Below are 14,824 nucleotides of genomic sequence, written 5' to 3'. Positions count from 1 at the left end.
TCAGAAGGTTTCCAGTCGCCAGACGTCATAGGCGGGCTCCTCGTAGGGGTGGGCGGCCTTCAGCGCCGCCACCGCCTGGCGGATCAGGGCGTCCTCGCAGACCAGCTCGACCCTGAGCTCCTCCACCTTCTCCAGGTCACCGACCCGGCCGATATGCGGATTGGCGCCGGCCAGGGGGCGAAACTGCCCGGTGCCCGGGGTCTGGAAGCAGCATGCCTCGTAGTCGCCGATGCGTCCGGCACCGGAAGCGAAGACCGCCTCCTTGACCGCCTCGGCGTCCTCCACGGGGACGAAAAAGGCCAGCTTGTACATCGTCGTTCTCCTTCGCGTGGGGGAGTGGTCTTTGTGCCATAGCCGGGGGACGGCGTCAGCCCGAGGCGGCGTCGGAAAGATTTTTCTTGTTCATATCCTATACACAAACTACATTGCGTATAGGTTGAGGCGAGCGCCCTCGACCCGCTTTCCACCAAGCGGTCCCTGATGGGGCCCGAAGGAGAACTAGCATGCGTACCCGCCTTCCCCTGACACTCGCCGCCGGCGTCACCGGCCTGATGCTGGCCGGCGCCGTCCAGGCCGATCACCATGGCGAGATGAGCAAGGACATCGTCGATACCGCCGTCGAGGCGGGCCAGTTCCAGACCCTGGTCGCCGCGGTGGAGGCCGCTGGCCTGGTCGAGACCCTCAAGGGCGAGGGACCCTTCACCGTCTTCGCCCCCACCGACGAGGCCTTCGCGGCCCTGCCGGAGGGCACCGTCGAGTCGCTGCTGATGGAGGAGAACCGCGAGCAGCTGCAATCCATCCTGACCTATCACGTGGTGCCGGGCAGCGTGATGGCCGAGCAGGCCATGTCCCTGGACAGCGCCACCACCGTCCAAGGACAAGAGCTGACCATCACCACCAGCGACGGCAGTCTGATGATCGACGAGGCCAGCGTGATTCAAGCCGATATCGAGGCCAGCAACGGCGTGATCCATGTGATCGATGCGGTGCTGATGCCGGAATAGGACTATGGCAAGCCTTGGGTGACTCGACGTTCACCACCGCCCCGAGGGGCGGTTTTTTTGTGTCCCGAGTCGGAGCGCGGCGCGATCTTGTCATATGCTGTGAGTCAGCCTCGGGCAGGATGGAAAAAACGCGCATCCTGACGCCGAGGGAGTGGATTCACTAAAGAAACATGCGACAATGTATGTATATACCCTGTCCAGCCATCAAGGATGAGCCGATGAAGCCATCGCCGACGCGCCGTTTTCCCGCCCAGCCTCGTCACCACCACTTGCGCCGTGCGCTGCTGCCTGCCCTGCTGGCCTCGCTATTCAGCGCCACGGCCTCGGCGGCGGACCTGCTGACCATCACCCGGGATGCCCTGACCAACAACGCCGAGCTGGCCTCGGCCCGTGCCCAGTCGAGTAGCGTCGAGGCGGGGCGTGACGTGGAGCGGGGCGACCTGCTGCCGCAACTCAATGCCCAGGGCAACCTAACCCACACTCACCAGTTCGAGAGCCAGACGGGCACGGGTGGCGGCGCATCGGGGCTCACCGGGGATGATCGCTTCAATAGCGCGGGGATCACCCTGGAGGCCACCCAGGCCCTGTTCGATGCCCGCAACAGCCGCGAGGTGGCACGCGCCGAGCGTGAGATCGACCAGCAGCTCTATCGCCTGGCGGCCACCGAGCAGCAGGTGCTGATCGACGTGGCCACCGCCTATTTCGACATTCTCCGCGCCCACGAGATCCTCGAGGCGCGTCGCGCCCAGGAGCGGGCCATCGGTCGCCAGCTGGAGCAGGCCCGTGAGCAGTTCGAGGTGGGGCTGATCGCCATCACCGAGGTGCAGGAGGCCCAGGCCAGCTTCGACCAGGCCCGCGCCGAGCGCATTACCGCCGAGAGCAACCTGCAGGTCAGCTTCGAGGCCCTGGAGCGCCTGACCGGCCAGCGTTATGGCGAGGTGGACGCCCTGGGCGAGGCTATGCCCATCGCGCCGCCGACCCCCGGCGATCGTGACCACTGGGTCACCCTGGCCATGGAGAACAGCCCCCTGGTGCTGGCCAGCCTGGCCGGCGTCGAGGTCTCCCGCAGCACCGTGGAGGTGGCCCGTGCCGGTCACCTGCCGACCCTCAACGCCTTCGCCAACTACCAGTACGCCGACAGCGACCGGGACAACGTCAGCGGTCACGACTCCCAGGCCCAGGTGGGGCTCGCCGTCAATCTGCCGCTCTATACCGGGGGACGAACCCAGGCCGGCGTGCGTCAGAGCAGTTTCCAGCTGGAGGCGAGCCAGTACGACTTCGAGGCCCAGCGCCGCGAGACCGTGCAGCGGGTGCGCTCCCTCTATACCCAGGTCAGCAACGACGTGGCCACCGTGGAGGCGCGGGCCCAGGCCATCGTCTCCAATCGCAGCGCCCTGGAGGCGACCCGCGCCGGCTATGAGGTAGGGACGCGCAATATCGTCGATGTCCTCAATGCCGAGCGCAGCCTCTTCGATGCCATCGCCAATCATGCCGAGGCGCGCTACGACTATGTGCTCAACCTCCTGAGCCTGCGCCAGCAGTCCGGGGTGCTCGACCTCGCTACCCTGGAGGAACTCAACGGCTGGCTGAAGGACGAGAGCGTTCGCCTCAGCCTGCCCGAGGAGGGCGCCTACTAGGGGGCCATGGAGATCGGCGAGCGCCCACGAAACGAATGATTAGTCCTCTAACATTTACATCCATACATGGATGAATGTAATCTTCGCGCATCTTTCCGTTGACACAGGGATGAACCACGTCATGCAACGATTCACGCGTCATGGCCTGCTTGGCCTATTGGCGGCGTCACTGCTGCTGTTGACCGCCTGTGGCCAGGAGCAGGCTCCGCCGCAGGACGGGGCCGGCGAGCGTCCGCCGCAGCCCAAGCCGGTCATGGAAATGGCCTACCGCGACCTGCCCCTGGAGAAGTCCTATCCGGCGCTGCTGCGCAGCGACGATGAGGTGACCCTGGTGGCCCGGGTCACCGGCTTCCTGGAGGCCCGGCATTTCGAGCCCGGGGAACGAGTGGAGGCGGGGCAGCGCCTCTTCACCATCGAGCCGGACCTCTACCAGGCCCAGGTCAATCAGCGCGAGGCCGACCTGCAGAGCGCCCGGGCCGAACTGGCCCGTGCCCAGCGCGATGCCGAGCGCTTCGAGCGCCTGCTGAGCCAGAATTCGGTGAGCCGCCAGCAGGTGGATCAGGCGCGCGCCGAGCTGGGCGTGGCCCGCGCCGGCGTGGCTCAGGCCGAGGCCGCCCTGGCCAGCGCCACCATCGACCTGGACTACGCCGAGGTCACCGCGCCGGTGGCGGGACAGATCGGGCTCAGCCAGGTCAATGTGGGCAACCTGGTCAATGCCGGCACCGAGCTGGCCACCATCACCCCGTTGGACCCCCTCGAGGTGCGCTTCCAGCTGCCCCAGCGGGAGGCCCTGGAGCTGCGCCGTCAGCTCGCGGACCAGCCCCTCGATAGCGTCGAGGCGAGCCTGGCCGTGCCGGGGCAGGACGCCTTGCGCGGGCGCATGAGCTTCCTGGGGTCGCGGGTCGACGAGGGCACCAGCACCGTCCAGGCCGCGGCGGTCTTCGCCAACGCCCAGGCGGCGGTGCTGCCGGGGCAGTTCGTGCGGGTGCGCATCGAGGGGCTCAAGCGCTTCGAGGTGATGGCGGTGCCCGAGATCGCCGTGACCCAGGGCCTGATGGGGCCCCAGGTCTTCGTGCTGGACGAGCAGAACCTGACCCGGGCACGCACCGTGACCCTGGGCGAGGCGGCGGGTCCCTGGCAGATCATTCGCGAGGGCCTCGAACCCGGCGATCGGGTGGTGGTGGGGGACCCCGCCGGCCTGCAGCCGGGCACGCCCATCGACCCGCAATCCTTCACGGGGCTCGAGGCGAGCGCGGATGAGGCACCGTCCGAGCCGGCCGCGGCCGCCGAGGACGGCGCCTCATGACCTTCTCCAACTTCTTTATCAAGCGGCCGATCTTCGCCAGCGTGCTGGCGATCATCCTCACCGTGATCGGGGTGATGAGCATGCGGGTGCTGCCCATCGAGCAGTACCCCAGCGTGGTGCCGCCCACCGTCTCGGTGCAGGCCAGCTTCCCCGGGGCCAATGCCGAGACGGTGGCGCAGACGGTGGCCGCGCCCCTGGCGGAGGCCATCAACGGCGTCGAGAACATGCTCTACATGACCTCGAACAGCGCCGACAATGGTTCCATGAGCCTGGACGTGGCCTTCGATATCGGCACCGATGGCGATATCAACACCATCAACGTCAACAACCGGGTGCAGGGGGCCTTGTCGCGGCTGCCCGAGGCGGTGCAGGCCCAGGGCGTGACGGTGGAGCTGCGCTCCAGCTCGATCCTGATGCTGGTGGCGTTGATCTCCCCCGAGGAGGATTACGACCGCATCTACATGCAGAACTACGCCACCCTCAATATCCTCGACGAGCTGCGCCAGGTGCCTGGCGTCGGCAGCGCCGAGGTGCTGGGGGGCGGTGAGTTCGCCATGCGGGTGTGGATGGATCCCGACAAGCTGGCCCAGTACGACCTGACGCCCAGCGAGGTGGCCCGGGCGATTCGTGCCCAGAACACCGAGGTGCCGGCGGGTAGCCTGGCGGCCACGCCGCAGGGCGAGCCGCGGGCCTACACCTATACCATCACCGCCGGTGGACGCCTCTCCAGCGTCGACGACTTCCGCGAGATCTTCCTGCGCACCAACCCGGATGGCTCGGCGCTGCGCCTGGCGGATGTGGCGCGTATCGAATTGGGGGCCTCCTTCTACGGGGTGGAGGCGCGTCTCAACGGCGGCACCATGACGCCGATCATCATCAACCAGCAGCCCGGAGCCAATGCCCTGGAGACCGCCGAGGCGGTGCGCGTTACCATGGCCGAACTGGCCTCGCGCTTCCCGCCGGGACTCGAGCAGGTGGTGCCCTATGACACCACCCAGTTCATCGATGCCTCGGTGGAGACGGTCAAGGGCGTCTTTATCGAAGCCTTCCTGATCGTCGGCGTGATCCTGTTTATCTTCCTGCAGAACTGGCGCTTCACGGTGATCGCCATGTCGGTGGTGCCGGTCTCGGTGCTGGCCACCTTCGCCGGCTTCTACCTGTTCGGCTTCTCGATCAACCTGCTGACCCTCTTCGCCCTGGTGCTCTCCATCGGCATCGTGGTGGATGACGCCATCCTGGTCGTGGAGAACGTCGAGCGGGTGCTGGGCGAAGACGACGAGATCAGCGTGCGCCAGGCCACCATCCAGGCCATGAAGGAGGTCGGCGGGCCGGTCATCGCCACCTCCCTGATCATGGCCGCGGTCTTCGTGCCGGTGGCCTTCCTGGGCGGCTTCACCGGGCAGATCTACCAGCAGTTCGCCATCACCGTGGCGGTCTCGGTGGCCTTCTCGGCGCTGATGGCGCTGACCTTCACCCCGGCGCTGTCGGCGATCTTCATCAAGCACAAGCCGCAGTTGGCGCAGTCGCCGTTGATGCGGGCCCTGCATACGCCGCTGCGCCTCTTCGATCGGCTCTTCGCCGGCATCACCGCCGCCTACATGTGGGTGGTCAAGGGCCTGGTGCGCTTCTGGGGCCTGGCACTGCTGCTCACCGTCCTGGTGGGGGCGGGCTCCTGGTGGCTCTATCAGAAGACCCCGGCGACCCTGGTGCCGGAGACCGATCAGGGCATCGTGCTGGCCGCGGTGCAGCTGCCGGATGCCGCCTCGCTGGCGCGTACCCGGGCCTATATGGCCGAGCTCAGCGAGCGGATCGAGGAGATCCCCGGGGTGCAGTACTCCTCGGCGGTGGCCGGCTACGACATCCTCTCCAGCTCGGTGAATACCGCCCGCGGCATCATTTTCGTCAACATGCTGCCCTGGGACGAGCGCGAGCTGACCGCCGACGAGCTGGTGGGGCGCATCATGCAGCTGGGGGCCCAGATCGAGGGGGGCTCGGCGATGGCCTTCAATATGCCGCCGATCATGGGGCTGTCGACCACCGGTGGCTTCACCGGTTACCTGCAGTCCTTCGAGGGGGCCTCGCCCCAGGAGCTGTTCCAGGCGTCGCTGCAGGTGATGCAGGCGGCCAACGAGCATCCGGTGCTGCAACAGGTGTTCACCACCTTCAACGTCAATGTGCCCTCCTTCCGCGCCGAGATCGATCAGCAGAAGGCGCTGAGCTATGGCGTGGCCCTGGAGGACCTGAATGCCACCCTGTCGAACACCTTCGGCAACGGCTTCGTCAACTTCTTCAGCTACCAGAACCGCAACTTCCAGGTCTACCTGCAGAATGAGGACGAGTTCCGACGCACCCCGGATGACCTGGGCAGTGTCTATGTGCGCGGCGGCAACGGCGAGCGCATCCCGCTCTCCGAATTCGTGACCCTGGAGCGCCAGACCGCTCCGGCGGTGGTGTCGCGCTTCGGCGTCTACCTGGGGGCCCAGTTCCAGGGCGGCGCCGCGCCGGGCTACAGCTCCACCCAGGCCATCGCCGCCATGGAGGAGGTGGTGGACGAGACCCTGGGCAGTGGCTGGGGCATGGGCTGGACCGGCACCGCCTATCAGGAGAGCCAGCTGGGCAACACCGCCGCGCTGGCCATCGTCTTCGGTATCCTGATGGTGTTCCTGATCCTCGCCGCCCAGTACGAGAGCTGGTCGCTGCCGCTGGCGGTGCTGACCTCGACGCCCTTCGCCTTCCTGGGGGGCATCGCCGGCATCGCCCTGCGCGGGCTCGATACCAGCGTCTATGTGGAGATCGGCATGCTGGTGGTGGTGGGCCTGGCGGCCAAGAACGCCATCCTGATCGTCGAGTTCGCCGAGCTGCAGCGGCGCCACGGTAAGTCGATTCGCGAGGCGGCGATCACCGCGGCGCAGCTGCGTTTCCGCCCCATCGTGATGACCTCCCTGGCGTTTATCCTGGGGACCCTGCCGCTGGCCCTGGCCACCGGTGCCAGTGATGTCAGCAGCCACCATATCGGTACCACGGTGGCGGTGGGCATGGCCGCGGTGGCGGTATTGGGCAGCTGCTTCGTGCCCAGCTTCTACGCCATGATTGCCAGCGTCTCCACCTGGCTGCGGGAGCGCTTCTTCGGGCAAGAAGCACCGCCGGCCCTGGAGGAGAAGTCCTCCCCTTGAGGCGAGTATCGCCAGCGACGACGCGGGCCCCGGTGGGGCCCGCGTTTTTTTATGGGCCGCCCGCGGGCATGGTCTACGCTAATTAGAGAAAACTACTTTGTCGGCTAAGTACCGACCAAGGAGCGCGCCATGGATGCCCTGATTCACGTCCTGCTCGGCTTCCCCCTGGGGGTCTTTACCCTGGCCCTGGGGCTACTGCTTCTCTATTGGCTGCTGGTGATCCTGCGCCTGGTGCCCCTGGAGTGCTTCGAGCACGACAGCCTCAAGGGGGATCACCTGGCCAGTACCCTGGTGGCGCTGGGCTTCGCCGGCGTCCCGGCCAGCGTCGCCCTGACGGTGTTGCTGGCGATCGCCGGAGCCCTGACCCTGGCCCTGGAACTGCTGGTCCTGCGCTGGCTGCCCTTGGGGCTGTTGCGCATTCCGGTCGGGGTGGCGGTGCTATGGGGGGCCCTGGCCCTGGCCTCGCCGCTGGCCGCCGGGCTCTGCCGCGCCCTGCACCCCTGGTTCCACCGCCATGGAGGCAAACGCTGCCTGTTGGGGGAGACGGTGGTGGTCGGCGCCGACTGCGACGAGGATGGCTGTACCCGGGCGACCCTGGTGGATGATCCGGCCCATGAGGTGCGCCTGCACGGCAAGGCGGAAGGCCTGCCCCGGGCCGGGGAGCGCCGGGTGCTGGTGAAGTACCTGGCCGACGAGGAGCGCTACCGCAGCGTGCCATTACAGGAGTTCGAGGAGGCCCGGGCGCGGCTGCGGCGACTGCGTCGCGGGCGGCGGCCGAATGGTGGCCGGGCCGCCTCCCATTGAGGTGACCTCAGGCGCCTTTCAGCAGGCGCAGCAGGGTATCCACCAGTTCGCCGCCACGGGCCTCGATGGAGAACTCCTCGGGATTGCGCAGCCAGTCGTGGAAGAGGCCACCCAGGGCCGCCTGCAGTAGCTGGGCGGCGAGCGCGGGGGTGATGTCCTCGCGCAGCTGGCCCCGGGCGGCGGCACACTGGAAATACTCCTCCAGGGCACCGCAGGACTCGTCGACCATGCTGTTCTGCATGGCGATGGGATCGATATCGCCGAAGAACTCGCAACGATGCACCAGGATCGAATAGACCCGCTGGTAGCGGGGTCGTGCCAGGCGCACGAAGCCCTTGTGGCAGGCCAGGCGGATCGCCTCCAGGGGCGAGTCGCCATGGCTCTCGGTACCGACCTCTTCCACCAGTTCCTGAAAGGGTAGGCGCACGCGATCCAACAGGGCGGTGAAGAGGTCGCCCTTGTTCTTGAAGTGCCAGTAGAGGGCACCCCGGGTCATGCCGGCCTGGCGGGCGATTTCCTCCAGAGAGGTGCGGGCCACCCCCTTGGCGTAGAATACCGCCTCGGCGGCGTCCAGCAGGGCCTCGCGGGTGGCTTCGGCTTCGGCTTTGGTCTTTCGGGCCATAATGGGTCTCGAGGGAGCGGGGAGTCGCTCCAGTTTACCCTAGGCCCCGGTAAACTTACATTCATGGTTGTATATATAAGGAGTTGCCGGCGTTGATGGCCAAGGCTCGTGTCGGCGGGCGAGGAGGCGTATAAGGAAGCCAGCCTCTTGAGATAGGAAGTGTTCCATGGCGCGTGCCCCCTTCGAACTCGCCGGCGTACGGGTCGCCCCCGGCGCCCGGGCCCAGATCGATGTCCCCGTGGCCAAGCTCTATACCCATGCCCCCCTGCATATTCCGGTGGAGGTGATTCACGGCCGCCAGAGCGGGCCGGTACTGCTGGTGTGCGGGGCCATTCATGGCGACGAGATCAATGGCGTGGAGATCGTACGCCGCCTGCTGCGCTCCAGTGCCGTGCGCGGCCTGCGCGGTACCCTGATCGCCGTGCCCATCGTCAATGTCTTCGGCTTCGTCCAGCACAGCCGCTACCTGCCCGATCGCCGTGATCTCAACCGCTGCTTCCCGGGGAGCGAGGCGGGCTCCCTGGGCTCCCGGGTGGCGGCGCTGTTCCGCGAGCAGATCGTCGACCTGGCGACCCATATCATCGACCTGCATACCGGCGCCATTCACCGCACCAACCTGCCGCAGATCCGCGCTCAGCTGACCCCGGGAGGGGAGACCGAGGCCATGGCCATGGCCTTCGGCGTGCCGGTGATCCTCAATGCCGAGCTGCGCGAGGGCAGCCTGCGTCACTATGCCCAGGGTAATGGCGTGCCGGTGCTTACCTATGAAGCCGGCGAGGCGCTGCGCTTCGACGAGTGGGCGATTGCCCCCGGGGTGCGCGGCGTGCGTCGGGTGATGCGCAGTATCGGCATGCTGAGCAGCGACCGGCGTCGGGCCACGCCCCCCGCCGCCGAGGTCGCCAATGGTTCCAGCTGGGCCCGGGCCCCTATCGACGGCATCCTGCGTCCCAAGGTGCGTCTCGGCGCCCGAGTGGGCAAGGGCGAGCTGCTGGGGGTGGTGGCGGATCCCTTCGGCAACGTGGAGGGGGAAGTGCTGGCCAATGCCGACGGTATCGTGATCGGCATGAGCAACCTGCCCCTGGCCAACGAGGGGGAGGCGCTCTTCCATGTGGCTCGCTTCGATGCCATCGAGGAGGCGGAGAGCGCCATCGAGACCTTCCAGTCCGACTACGAATCGCTGCCCGAGGGCCTCAACCTCAAGTAGCCAGGGCGGTGGCGGGCGCCGCTGTGCCTTCCGGGACCAGGCCCAGGGCATCGTCGAAGACCGCCAGGCCCGCGCCGTCGCGATGGGCATGCTCGGAGAGGTGGCGGCGGAACTTGCGCCCTCCCGGGCAGCCCTGGAAGAGTCCTAGCAGATGGCGGGTCAGGTGATTGAGCCTGGCACCCTCCGCGAGGCGCCGGGCGATATAGGGACGGAAGGCCCGGGCCGCGGCGTGGCGACTCGCCGCGGGGCCAGGCTCGCCATAGAGGGCCGCGTCCACGCCGGCCAGCAGCCAGGGGTTCTGGTAGGCCTCGCGGCCCACCATCACGCTATCCACGTGCGCGAGCTGCTCGCGGCACTCATCGAGGGTCTTGATGCCGCCGTTGATGCCGATATGCAGTGCCGGCCGCTCGGCCTTGAGGCGGTGCACCCGGGGGTAGTTGAGGGGCGGAATATCGCGGTTCTCCTTGGGGGAGAGCCCCTGCAGCCAGGCCTTGCGGGCATGCACGATAAAGGTGTCACAGCCGGCATCGGCCACGACATCGATAAAGTGCGCCAGGTCGGCGTCCTCGTCCTGATCGTCGATGCCGATGCGGCACTTCACCGTGACCGGAATCGACACCGCCTCGCGCATCGCCTTGACCGCCGCGGCCACCTTGTCGGGGTGGCCCATCAGGCAGGCGCCGATCAGGTTGTTCTGGACGCGATCGCTGGGGCAGCCCACGTTGAGGTTGACCTCATCATAGCCCCAGGCCTCGGCGATGGCCGCACACTCGGCGAGTTCGCCGGCATCGCTGCCGCCTAGCTGCAGGGCCAGCGGATGCTCCACCGGGTCATGGCCCAGGAAGCGTTCCCGGGGGCTGCCATGCAGGATGGCCCCGCTGGTGACCATCTCGGTATAGAGCAGCGCGCGCCGGCTCAGGGTGCGAGCGAAGGCGCGATAGTCGCGGGTGGTCCATTCCATCATCGGGGCGACGGAGAAGGTACGGTCGAGTCGGGGCATCGGCATCACGGGGTCGAGCGGGAGAGGCAGCCATTCTACCAGCCCCGCCGCGGGATGCGAGGGGTGAGTCAGCGCTTGCCGGGGCGCGAGGGCCGGGGCCTGCCCCAGGGACGGACATCACCGGCCGGCGTATGCCGTGGGCGGATAGGGGCTATGGGCGACGGCGGCTGGCTTGGGCGGAGCCGGCTGGGTATAACGGCGCCTCCGTGGAATGATTGAGGAGACGAGAGATGGCCGAGTCCCTGGCGAGTGCCGCTATGTTCGTGATCTTCGTGGCTGCCTGGTTGGGTATCTCCATCGCCCTGGGGCGGCGGGGCCAGCCCTGGCTGTTACGTCAACTGCTGGCCATGGGCCTGGCCTTCGGGCTGGCCATGGCCTTCGTGGCCGTGTTGCTGTGGCTGGGCGTGATCGGCGATCCCGCTTGAGTTGACTCAGGACAGGATCGATGCGGTGCCGTTGTGCTATCACCACAAGGAACCCAGAGAGTGCGAGGTCAGCATGAGCGAGCGATACGAGGTCCTCAGGCGGTTGCGGGATGACCTGGAGGCGCGCCTGGCGCGCTATCAGACCCATCAGCGGCGGGTACTGGACAAGGACAGCCGCGAGCAGGCGGGGGAGGTACAGAACGATGAGGTGGTGGAGGCCCTGGATCGGGAGGCCCGCGATGAGCTGGCGCAGGTCCTGCATGCCCTGGCGCGCCTCGACGCGGGGGAAGGCGAGACCTGCGAGCGCTGCGGTGGAGCCATCGATCCGCGTCGCCTGATGGCCCTGCCCTATACCACCCGCTGTCTGGCGTGCGCCGATGCCTGAGCCCCCGGGGCTCGGCGACGCGGGGCGTTGGAACGAACGACCGGGGGCGGTGGTAGTCTAGAGAGGCACTGAACTCTCGGGAGGTATTTCATGGAGGCGAGGCGCCGATTGTCCTGGCTAGCGGCGATGGCCTTGCTGCTGAGCGTGGCCGGTTGTGGTGGCGAGGCAGAGCCTCCGGCATCTTCATCCACTGCCGGCGGTGGTGAAGGCGCGGCCCCTAGGGCGACCGACGCCCGCGATCCCGCGGAGCCGGTCGCGGTGCTGGACGAGCCGATTCGTGTCAGCCTCTCGGCGCTGCCCCGGGACGACCGGCGGCTAGATGTTTCCGGGGCGACCAACCTGCCCGAGGGCTCTCGCCTCCAGTTGGTGGTGATTCGCGAGGCCAGCGGTGTCAGCTGGCGTCAGCGCCTCCAGGTCGGCGAAGACGGCAACTTCGAGGCGGGGCCCCTCGGGCCCGGCAGCGGCCTGGCGGCGGGCCGCTATACCCTGCAGCTGAGCATGTCCCCGGCCAGCGTGCAGCCTCCCGAGGTTCGGGCGCTAATCGGCGAGCGGGGCGAACACCTCAGTGGTGACTGGGTGCGGGAGTCCGGTCATGGGCTGGGGCGAGTCATCGAATACCAGGTCCCCTATGAGCTGAGCCATCGCTGAGTGCGGGGGTCACTCCTCGAGGCGGGCCCAGCGCGCTACCACCTTGCCATGCAGGTCGAGTCCCTCGGGCTCGGCCTCCAGGCGATACAGGTCCAGTCGTCCCTCGACTTCCACCAGATAGAGTCCCGCTCCCTGAAAGAGGCTGAGTGGCCGGATGGCGGCCAGTGCGCCGGCAGGTAGGGCCTCGAAGGCCTCGTCGCCGGCCGCTGCGACCAGGTAAGCGGCGGCCTTCTCGCCGTCGAGCATCAGGGTCGGGGCGCCCTGAGCGCTCCAGGGTAGCGGCAGGTGGTGGGAGAGGCGCAGCGGCTGCTGGCCACCGAGGGCGCCATCATCCAGCAACTGGCTCAACGGACAGCCCAGGGCCTCGGCCAGGGCTACCAGGCGCTCGTGACCGATCTGCTTGATGGCACCCGATTCCCAGTAGGAGATGGTGACATCGGAGACGCCGACCCGGCGAGCCAGGGCGGCCTTGTTGAGCTGGGCGTGTAAACGAAGCTGCTTGATTCGGGGACCGAGCGATTCCATCGAAGTCTCTCGTCAGCGTGAAAAGGGGGAAGGTTGCGGCGTATCGGGGCCCAGGGGGCCGACCACGAAGGGTCAACGATAAGTCGACACCGCTGCTGTGACAACGACGGATGCGTTAAGTTGCGTTTGTTCCGGGGGGCTGGACAGGGGGCAGGAGCAAAAAGAAAAGCGCGCCGGTTGTCGATCAACATCCGGCAGCGCGCAAAGCAAATATGCACTGAAGGCGTCATCCAGGCCGGCCGTGACCGGCCCGATGGCGTTGACCCGTCGAGGGAGCAGCGGCTCGTCTCGGCAGGCAGGGCCAGTATAGTCAGTCGGCATTTGCGGAATAAGTGGGTACAATCGAAAACTAGTGTTTCCATAATGGAAACATTTCCTGAACACAGGCTCGGTGGGAGCCCGATAGAGGAGAGGCCGCGGTGGCGACCCTGGATGCGCTCAAGGTTTTCGTGGAGGTCGTGCGTAGCGGCAGTTTTACCGCCGCGGCACGCCGCCTGGGCATCTCCAAGTCGCTGGCCTCCAAGCGGGTGGCGGCCCTGGAAGAGGAGCTGGGCGTTAGCCTGCTCAACCGTTCCACCCGCTCACTGCACCTGACCGAGGCGGGACAGATCTACTACGAGCACGGCCTGCGCATCCGCGAGGAGCTGGCCGCCGCGGAGGCCCAGGTACAGTCGGTGACGGCGCGGCCCCGCGGCCAGCTCAAGGTAAGTGCCCAGGTCAGCTTCGGGTTCATGTACCTGGCCGAGCCGACCACCGCTTTCATGCGCCGTTATCCGGACGTGGCGGTGGAGATCCTGCTCGAGGATCAGCGTTTCGAGCCCATCGACGACGCCGTGGACCTGGCCATCCGCATGGGCCCGCTGCCGCCTTCCAGTCTGGTCTCGCGGCCGCTATGCAAGGTGGTCTATGGCCTCTATGCGGCGCCGGATTACCTGGCGCGAATCCACCAGCCGCTGCACCACCCCCAGGATATCGCCCGGCATGACACCGTCTTCTACGGCAACTACGACCTGGGCGCCCATTGGCGCTTCTCGCTCAATGGGCAGCCCCTGGACGTGGAGCCCCATTCGCGGCTGGTGATCAATAACCTGCTGGGGGTGGTGGAGGCCGCCAAGGCGGGCTTCGGCCTGGCCTACCTGCCGACCTTCGCGGCGCGCGCCGCGGTGGAGGAGGGGCGCCTGGTGCCGCTGTTGCAGCCCTACTGGAACGAGCACGGCAGCATGCTGGTGTTGTTCCGCTCCCGCAAGTACCTCCCCGACAAGACCCGGGCCTACCTGGATTTCATCACCGACTGGTTCCACGAGCACCTGGTGCTGTAGGGCACTCCGCTCCTACCAGGGGATGGGCTCGCCGGCCCAGTCCCAGAAGCTGCCGCTCTCCTCGGCGCGGCGCTGACCGATGACCTCGAGCAGCCGCTCGGCGACGAAGTCGGGAGTGAACAGCTTGCCCTCGGGCACCCGGGCCTGGAAGGGGCGGGAGAGGGCGCTGTCGGTGGTGCCGGGGTGCAGGCAGAGCACACAACTCTGCGCATTCAGCCGCTTGAGCTCCACGGCGGCGGTGCGCATCAGCATGTTATGGGCGGCCTTGCTGGCCCGGTAGCCATACCATCCCCCCAAGCGGTTGTCCGCGATGGAGCCGACCCGCGCCGAGAGGCTGGCGACGATGGCCGGGTGATCTCCCTTGAGGTGCGGGTGCAGCGTCTTGAGCAGCAGCGCCGGGGTGATCGCATTGACCCGATAGAGGTGCTGCAAGGCGGCTTCATCGAGCTCCTCCAGGCGCTTTTCCGGAAAGGTCTCGCCCTCGTGCAGGATACCGATGGCATTGAACCAGAGGTGCAGGGGCATATCGCCCAGGGCCTCGGCGATGGCCCGGCGTCCCGCTTCGCTCGCCACCTCGGCCTCGACCCAGGTCAGGCGGGCATCGGCGAGGGTGTGGGGGGCGGGCCGGCGGCTGACGGCGATCACCCGAGCGGGGCGGGAATCGGCCAGCAGCGCCCGAATCACGGCGCCGCCGATGGCCCCCGAGGCGCCGGTCACCAGGGCGGTGAAGCCGTCGGGCAGGTTGGCTAGCATAGGTGTTCCTCGTGGCAGT

The 14,824-nt window shown here is 67.4% G+C and carries 15 protein-coding genes; 10 read left to right on the top strand and 5 right to left on the bottom strand.

The genetic code is table 11. The features are described from left to right. A complete protein-coding gene (locus HPA02_RS03255) occupies window positions 1-312 on the bottom strand; it encodes a YqfO family protein (protein WP_146801644.1) in 312 nt (103 codons plus the stop codon). A 191-nt stretch (window positions 313-503) separates the two neighbouring features. Here HPA02_RS03255 and HPA02_RS03250 point away from each other — a divergent pair, with 191 nt between their 5' ends. The 5 genes from HPA02_RS03250 (at window position 504) to HPA02_RS03230 (ending at window position 7,924) form a co-directional block, all read left to right on the top strand. After that, on the top strand, window positions 504-1,004 hold the full coding sequence (locus HPA02_RS03250; protein WP_146801643.1) for a fasciclin domain-containing protein: 501 nt from the start codon (window positions 504-506) through the stop codon (window positions 1,002-1,004). 218 nt (window positions 1,005-1,222) lie between these two features. Further along, on the top strand, window positions 1,223-2,641 hold the full coding sequence (locus tag HPA02_RS03245) for a TolC family outer membrane protein (protein ID WP_146801642.1): 1,419 nt from the start codon (window positions 1,223-1,225) through the stop codon (window positions 2,639-2,641). A gap of 121 nt (window positions 2,642-2,762) precedes the next feature. Next, window positions 2,763-3,947: an efflux RND transporter periplasmic adaptor subunit gene (locus HPA02_RS03240; RefSeq protein ID WP_232341025.1), complete on the top strand. Its 1,185-nt coding sequence runs from the start codon at window positions 2,763-2,765 to the stop codon at window positions 3,945-3,947. After that, the gene (locus tag HPA02_RS03235; RefSeq protein WP_146801640.1) at window positions 3,944-7,120 is read left to right on the top strand and encodes an efflux RND transporter permease subunit; all 3,177 of its coding nucleotides are present in this window, start codon (window positions 3,944-3,946) and stop codon (window positions 7,118-7,120) included. Before HPA02_RS03240 ends, HPA02_RS03235 begins: the two co-directional genes overlap by 4 nt. Window positions 7,121-7,249: 129 nt before the next feature. Continuing rightward, window positions 7,250-7,924 (top strand): hypothetical protein, encoded by a 675-nt coding sequence (locus HPA02_RS03230; protein WP_146801639.1) that lies wholly within the window; start codon window positions 7,250-7,252, stop codon window positions 7,922-7,924. Between the two features lie 7 nt (window positions 7,925-7,931). On the opposite strand, the gene HPA02_RS03225 is transcribed toward HPA02_RS03230, so the two are convergent. Further along, complete coding sequence (locus HPA02_RS03225) at window positions 7,932-8,546, bottom strand: TetR family transcriptional regulator (RefSeq protein WP_146801638.1); 615 nt, start codon at window positions 8,544-8,546, stop codon at window positions 7,932-7,934. A 166-nt stretch (window positions 8,547-8,712) separates the two neighbouring features. Between HPA02_RS03225 and HPA02_RS03220 the strand changes: the two genes are divergently transcribed. After that, on the top strand, window positions 8,713-9,750 hold the full coding sequence (locus HPA02_RS03220) for a succinylglutamate desuccinylase/aspartoacylase family protein (RefSeq protein ID WP_146801637.1): 1,038 nt from the start codon (window positions 8,713-8,715) through the stop codon (window positions 9,748-9,750). Here HPA02_RS03220 and dusA read toward each other — a convergent pair. Further along, the gene (dusA, locus tag HPA02_RS03215; RefSeq protein ID WP_146801636.1) at window positions 9,743-10,750 is read right to left on the bottom strand and encodes a tRNA dihydrouridine(20/20a) synthase DusA; all 1,008 of its coding nucleotides are present in this window, start codon (window positions 10,748-10,750) and stop codon (window positions 9,743-9,745) included. The genes HPA02_RS03220 and dusA overlap by 8 nt on opposite strands. A 230-nt stretch (window positions 10,751-10,980) precedes the next feature. Here dusA and HPA02_RS03210 point away from each other — a divergent pair, with 230 nt between their 5' ends. The 3 genes from HPA02_RS03210 to HPA02_RS03200 all read left to right on the top strand — a co-directional run bounded on the left by HPA02_RS03210 (window position 10,981) and on the right by HPA02_RS03200 (window position 12,208). After that, window positions 10,981-11,175, top strand: coding sequence for a hypothetical protein (locus HPA02_RS03210; protein ID WP_146801635.1), 195 nt, complete (start codon window positions 10,981-10,983; stop codon window positions 11,173-11,175). Between the two features lie 73 nt (window positions 11,176-11,248). After that, window positions 11,249-11,560, top strand: coding sequence for a TraR/DksA family transcriptional regulator (locus HPA02_RS03205; RefSeq protein ID WP_146801634.1), 312 nt, complete (start codon window positions 11,249-11,251; stop codon window positions 11,558-11,560). A gap of 90 nt (window positions 11,561-11,650) precedes the next feature. Beyond that, window positions 11,651-12,208: a hypothetical protein gene (locus tag HPA02_RS03200; protein ID WP_146801633.1), complete on the top strand. Its 558-nt coding sequence runs from the start codon at window positions 11,651-11,653 to the stop codon at window positions 12,206-12,208. A 9-nt stretch (window positions 12,209-12,217) separates the two neighbouring features. Here the strand turns inward: HPA02_RS03200 and HPA02_RS18375 are convergent, their stop codons facing one another. Further along, on the bottom strand, window positions 12,218-12,733 hold the full coding sequence (locus HPA02_RS18375) for a helix-turn-helix domain-containing protein (RefSeq protein WP_232341026.1): 516 nt from the start codon (window positions 12,731-12,733) through the stop codon (window positions 12,218-12,220). Between the two features lie 419 nt (window positions 12,734-13,152). Here HPA02_RS18375 and HPA02_RS03190 point away from each other — a divergent pair, with 419 nt between their 5' ends. Then, a complete protein-coding gene (locus tag HPA02_RS03190; RefSeq protein WP_146801632.1) occupies window positions 13,153-14,052 on the top strand; it encodes a LysR family transcriptional regulator in 900 nt (299 codons plus the stop codon). A 12-nt stretch (window positions 14,053-14,064) separates the two neighbouring features. Here HPA02_RS03190 and HPA02_RS03185 read toward each other — a convergent pair whose 3' ends face one another. Next, window positions 14,065-14,805, bottom strand: a complete 741-nt coding sequence (locus HPA02_RS03185) for an SDR family NAD(P)-dependent oxidoreductase (RefSeq protein WP_146801631.1) — start codon at window positions 14,803-14,805, stop codon at window positions 14,065-14,067. Between the last annotated feature and the right edge of the window lie 19 nt (window positions 14,806-14,824).

The organism is Bisbaumannia pacifica, from assembly GCF_007989625.1.
Lineage (GTDB): Bacteria > Pseudomonadota > Gammaproteobacteria > Pseudomonadales > Halomonadaceae > Bisbaumannia > Bisbaumannia pacifica.
This window is presented reverse-complemented; position numbering and strand designations above follow the sequence as displayed.

Bases quoted from the DNA above. Each gene is read 5' to 3' on its own strand.
- HPA02_RS03255 (WP_146801644.1), bottom strand. From the start codon at position 312: ATGTACAAGCTGGCCTTTTTCGTCCCCGTGGAGGACGCCGAGGCGGTC.
- HPA02_RS03250 (WP_146801643.1), top strand. From the start codon at position 504: ATGCGTACCCGCCTTCCCCTGACACTCGCCGCCGGCGTCACCGGCCTG.
- HPA02_RS03245 (WP_146801642.1), top strand. From the start codon at position 1,223: ATGAAGCCATCGCCGACGCGCCGTTTTCCCGCCCAGCCTCGTCACCAC.
- HPA02_RS03240 (WP_232341025.1), top strand. From the start codon at position 2,763: ATGCAACGATTCACGCGTCATGGCCTGCTTGGCCTATTGGCGGCGTCA.
- HPA02_RS03235 (WP_146801640.1), top strand. From the start codon at position 3,944: ATGACCTTCTCCAACTTCTTTATCAAGCGGCCGATCTTCGCCAGCGTG.
- HPA02_RS03230 (WP_146801639.1), top strand. From the start codon at position 7,250: ATGGATGCCCTGATTCACGTCCTGCTCGGCTTCCCCCTGGGGGTCTTT.
- HPA02_RS03225 (WP_146801638.1), bottom strand. From the start codon at position 8,546: ATGGCCCGAAAGACCAAAGCCGAAGCCGAAGCCACCCGCGAGGCCCTG.
- HPA02_RS03220 (WP_146801637.1), top strand. From the start codon at position 8,713: ATGGCGCGTGCCCCCTTCGAACTCGCCGGCGTACGGGTCGCCCCCGGC.
- dusA (WP_146801636.1), bottom strand. From the start codon at position 10,750: ATGCCCCGACTCGACCGTACCTTCTCCGTCGCCCCGATGATGGAATGG.
- HPA02_RS03210 (WP_146801635.1), top strand. From the start codon at position 10,981: ATGGCCGAGTCCCTGGCGAGTGCCGCTATGTTCGTGATCTTCGTGGCT.
- HPA02_RS03205 (WP_146801634.1), top strand. From the start codon at position 11,249: ATGAGCGAGCGATACGAGGTCCTCAGGCGGTTGCGGGATGACCTGGAG.
- HPA02_RS03200 (WP_146801633.1), top strand. From the start codon at position 11,651: ATGGAGGCGAGGCGCCGATTGTCCTGGCTAGCGGCGATGGCCTTGCTG.
- HPA02_RS18375 (WP_232341026.1), bottom strand. From the start codon at position 12,733: ATGGAATCGCTCGGTCCCCGAATCAAGCAGCTTCGTTTACACGCCCAG.
- HPA02_RS03185 (WP_146801631.1), bottom strand. From the start codon at position 14,805: ATGCTAGCCAACCTGCCCGACGGCTTCACCGCCCTGGTGACCGGCGCC.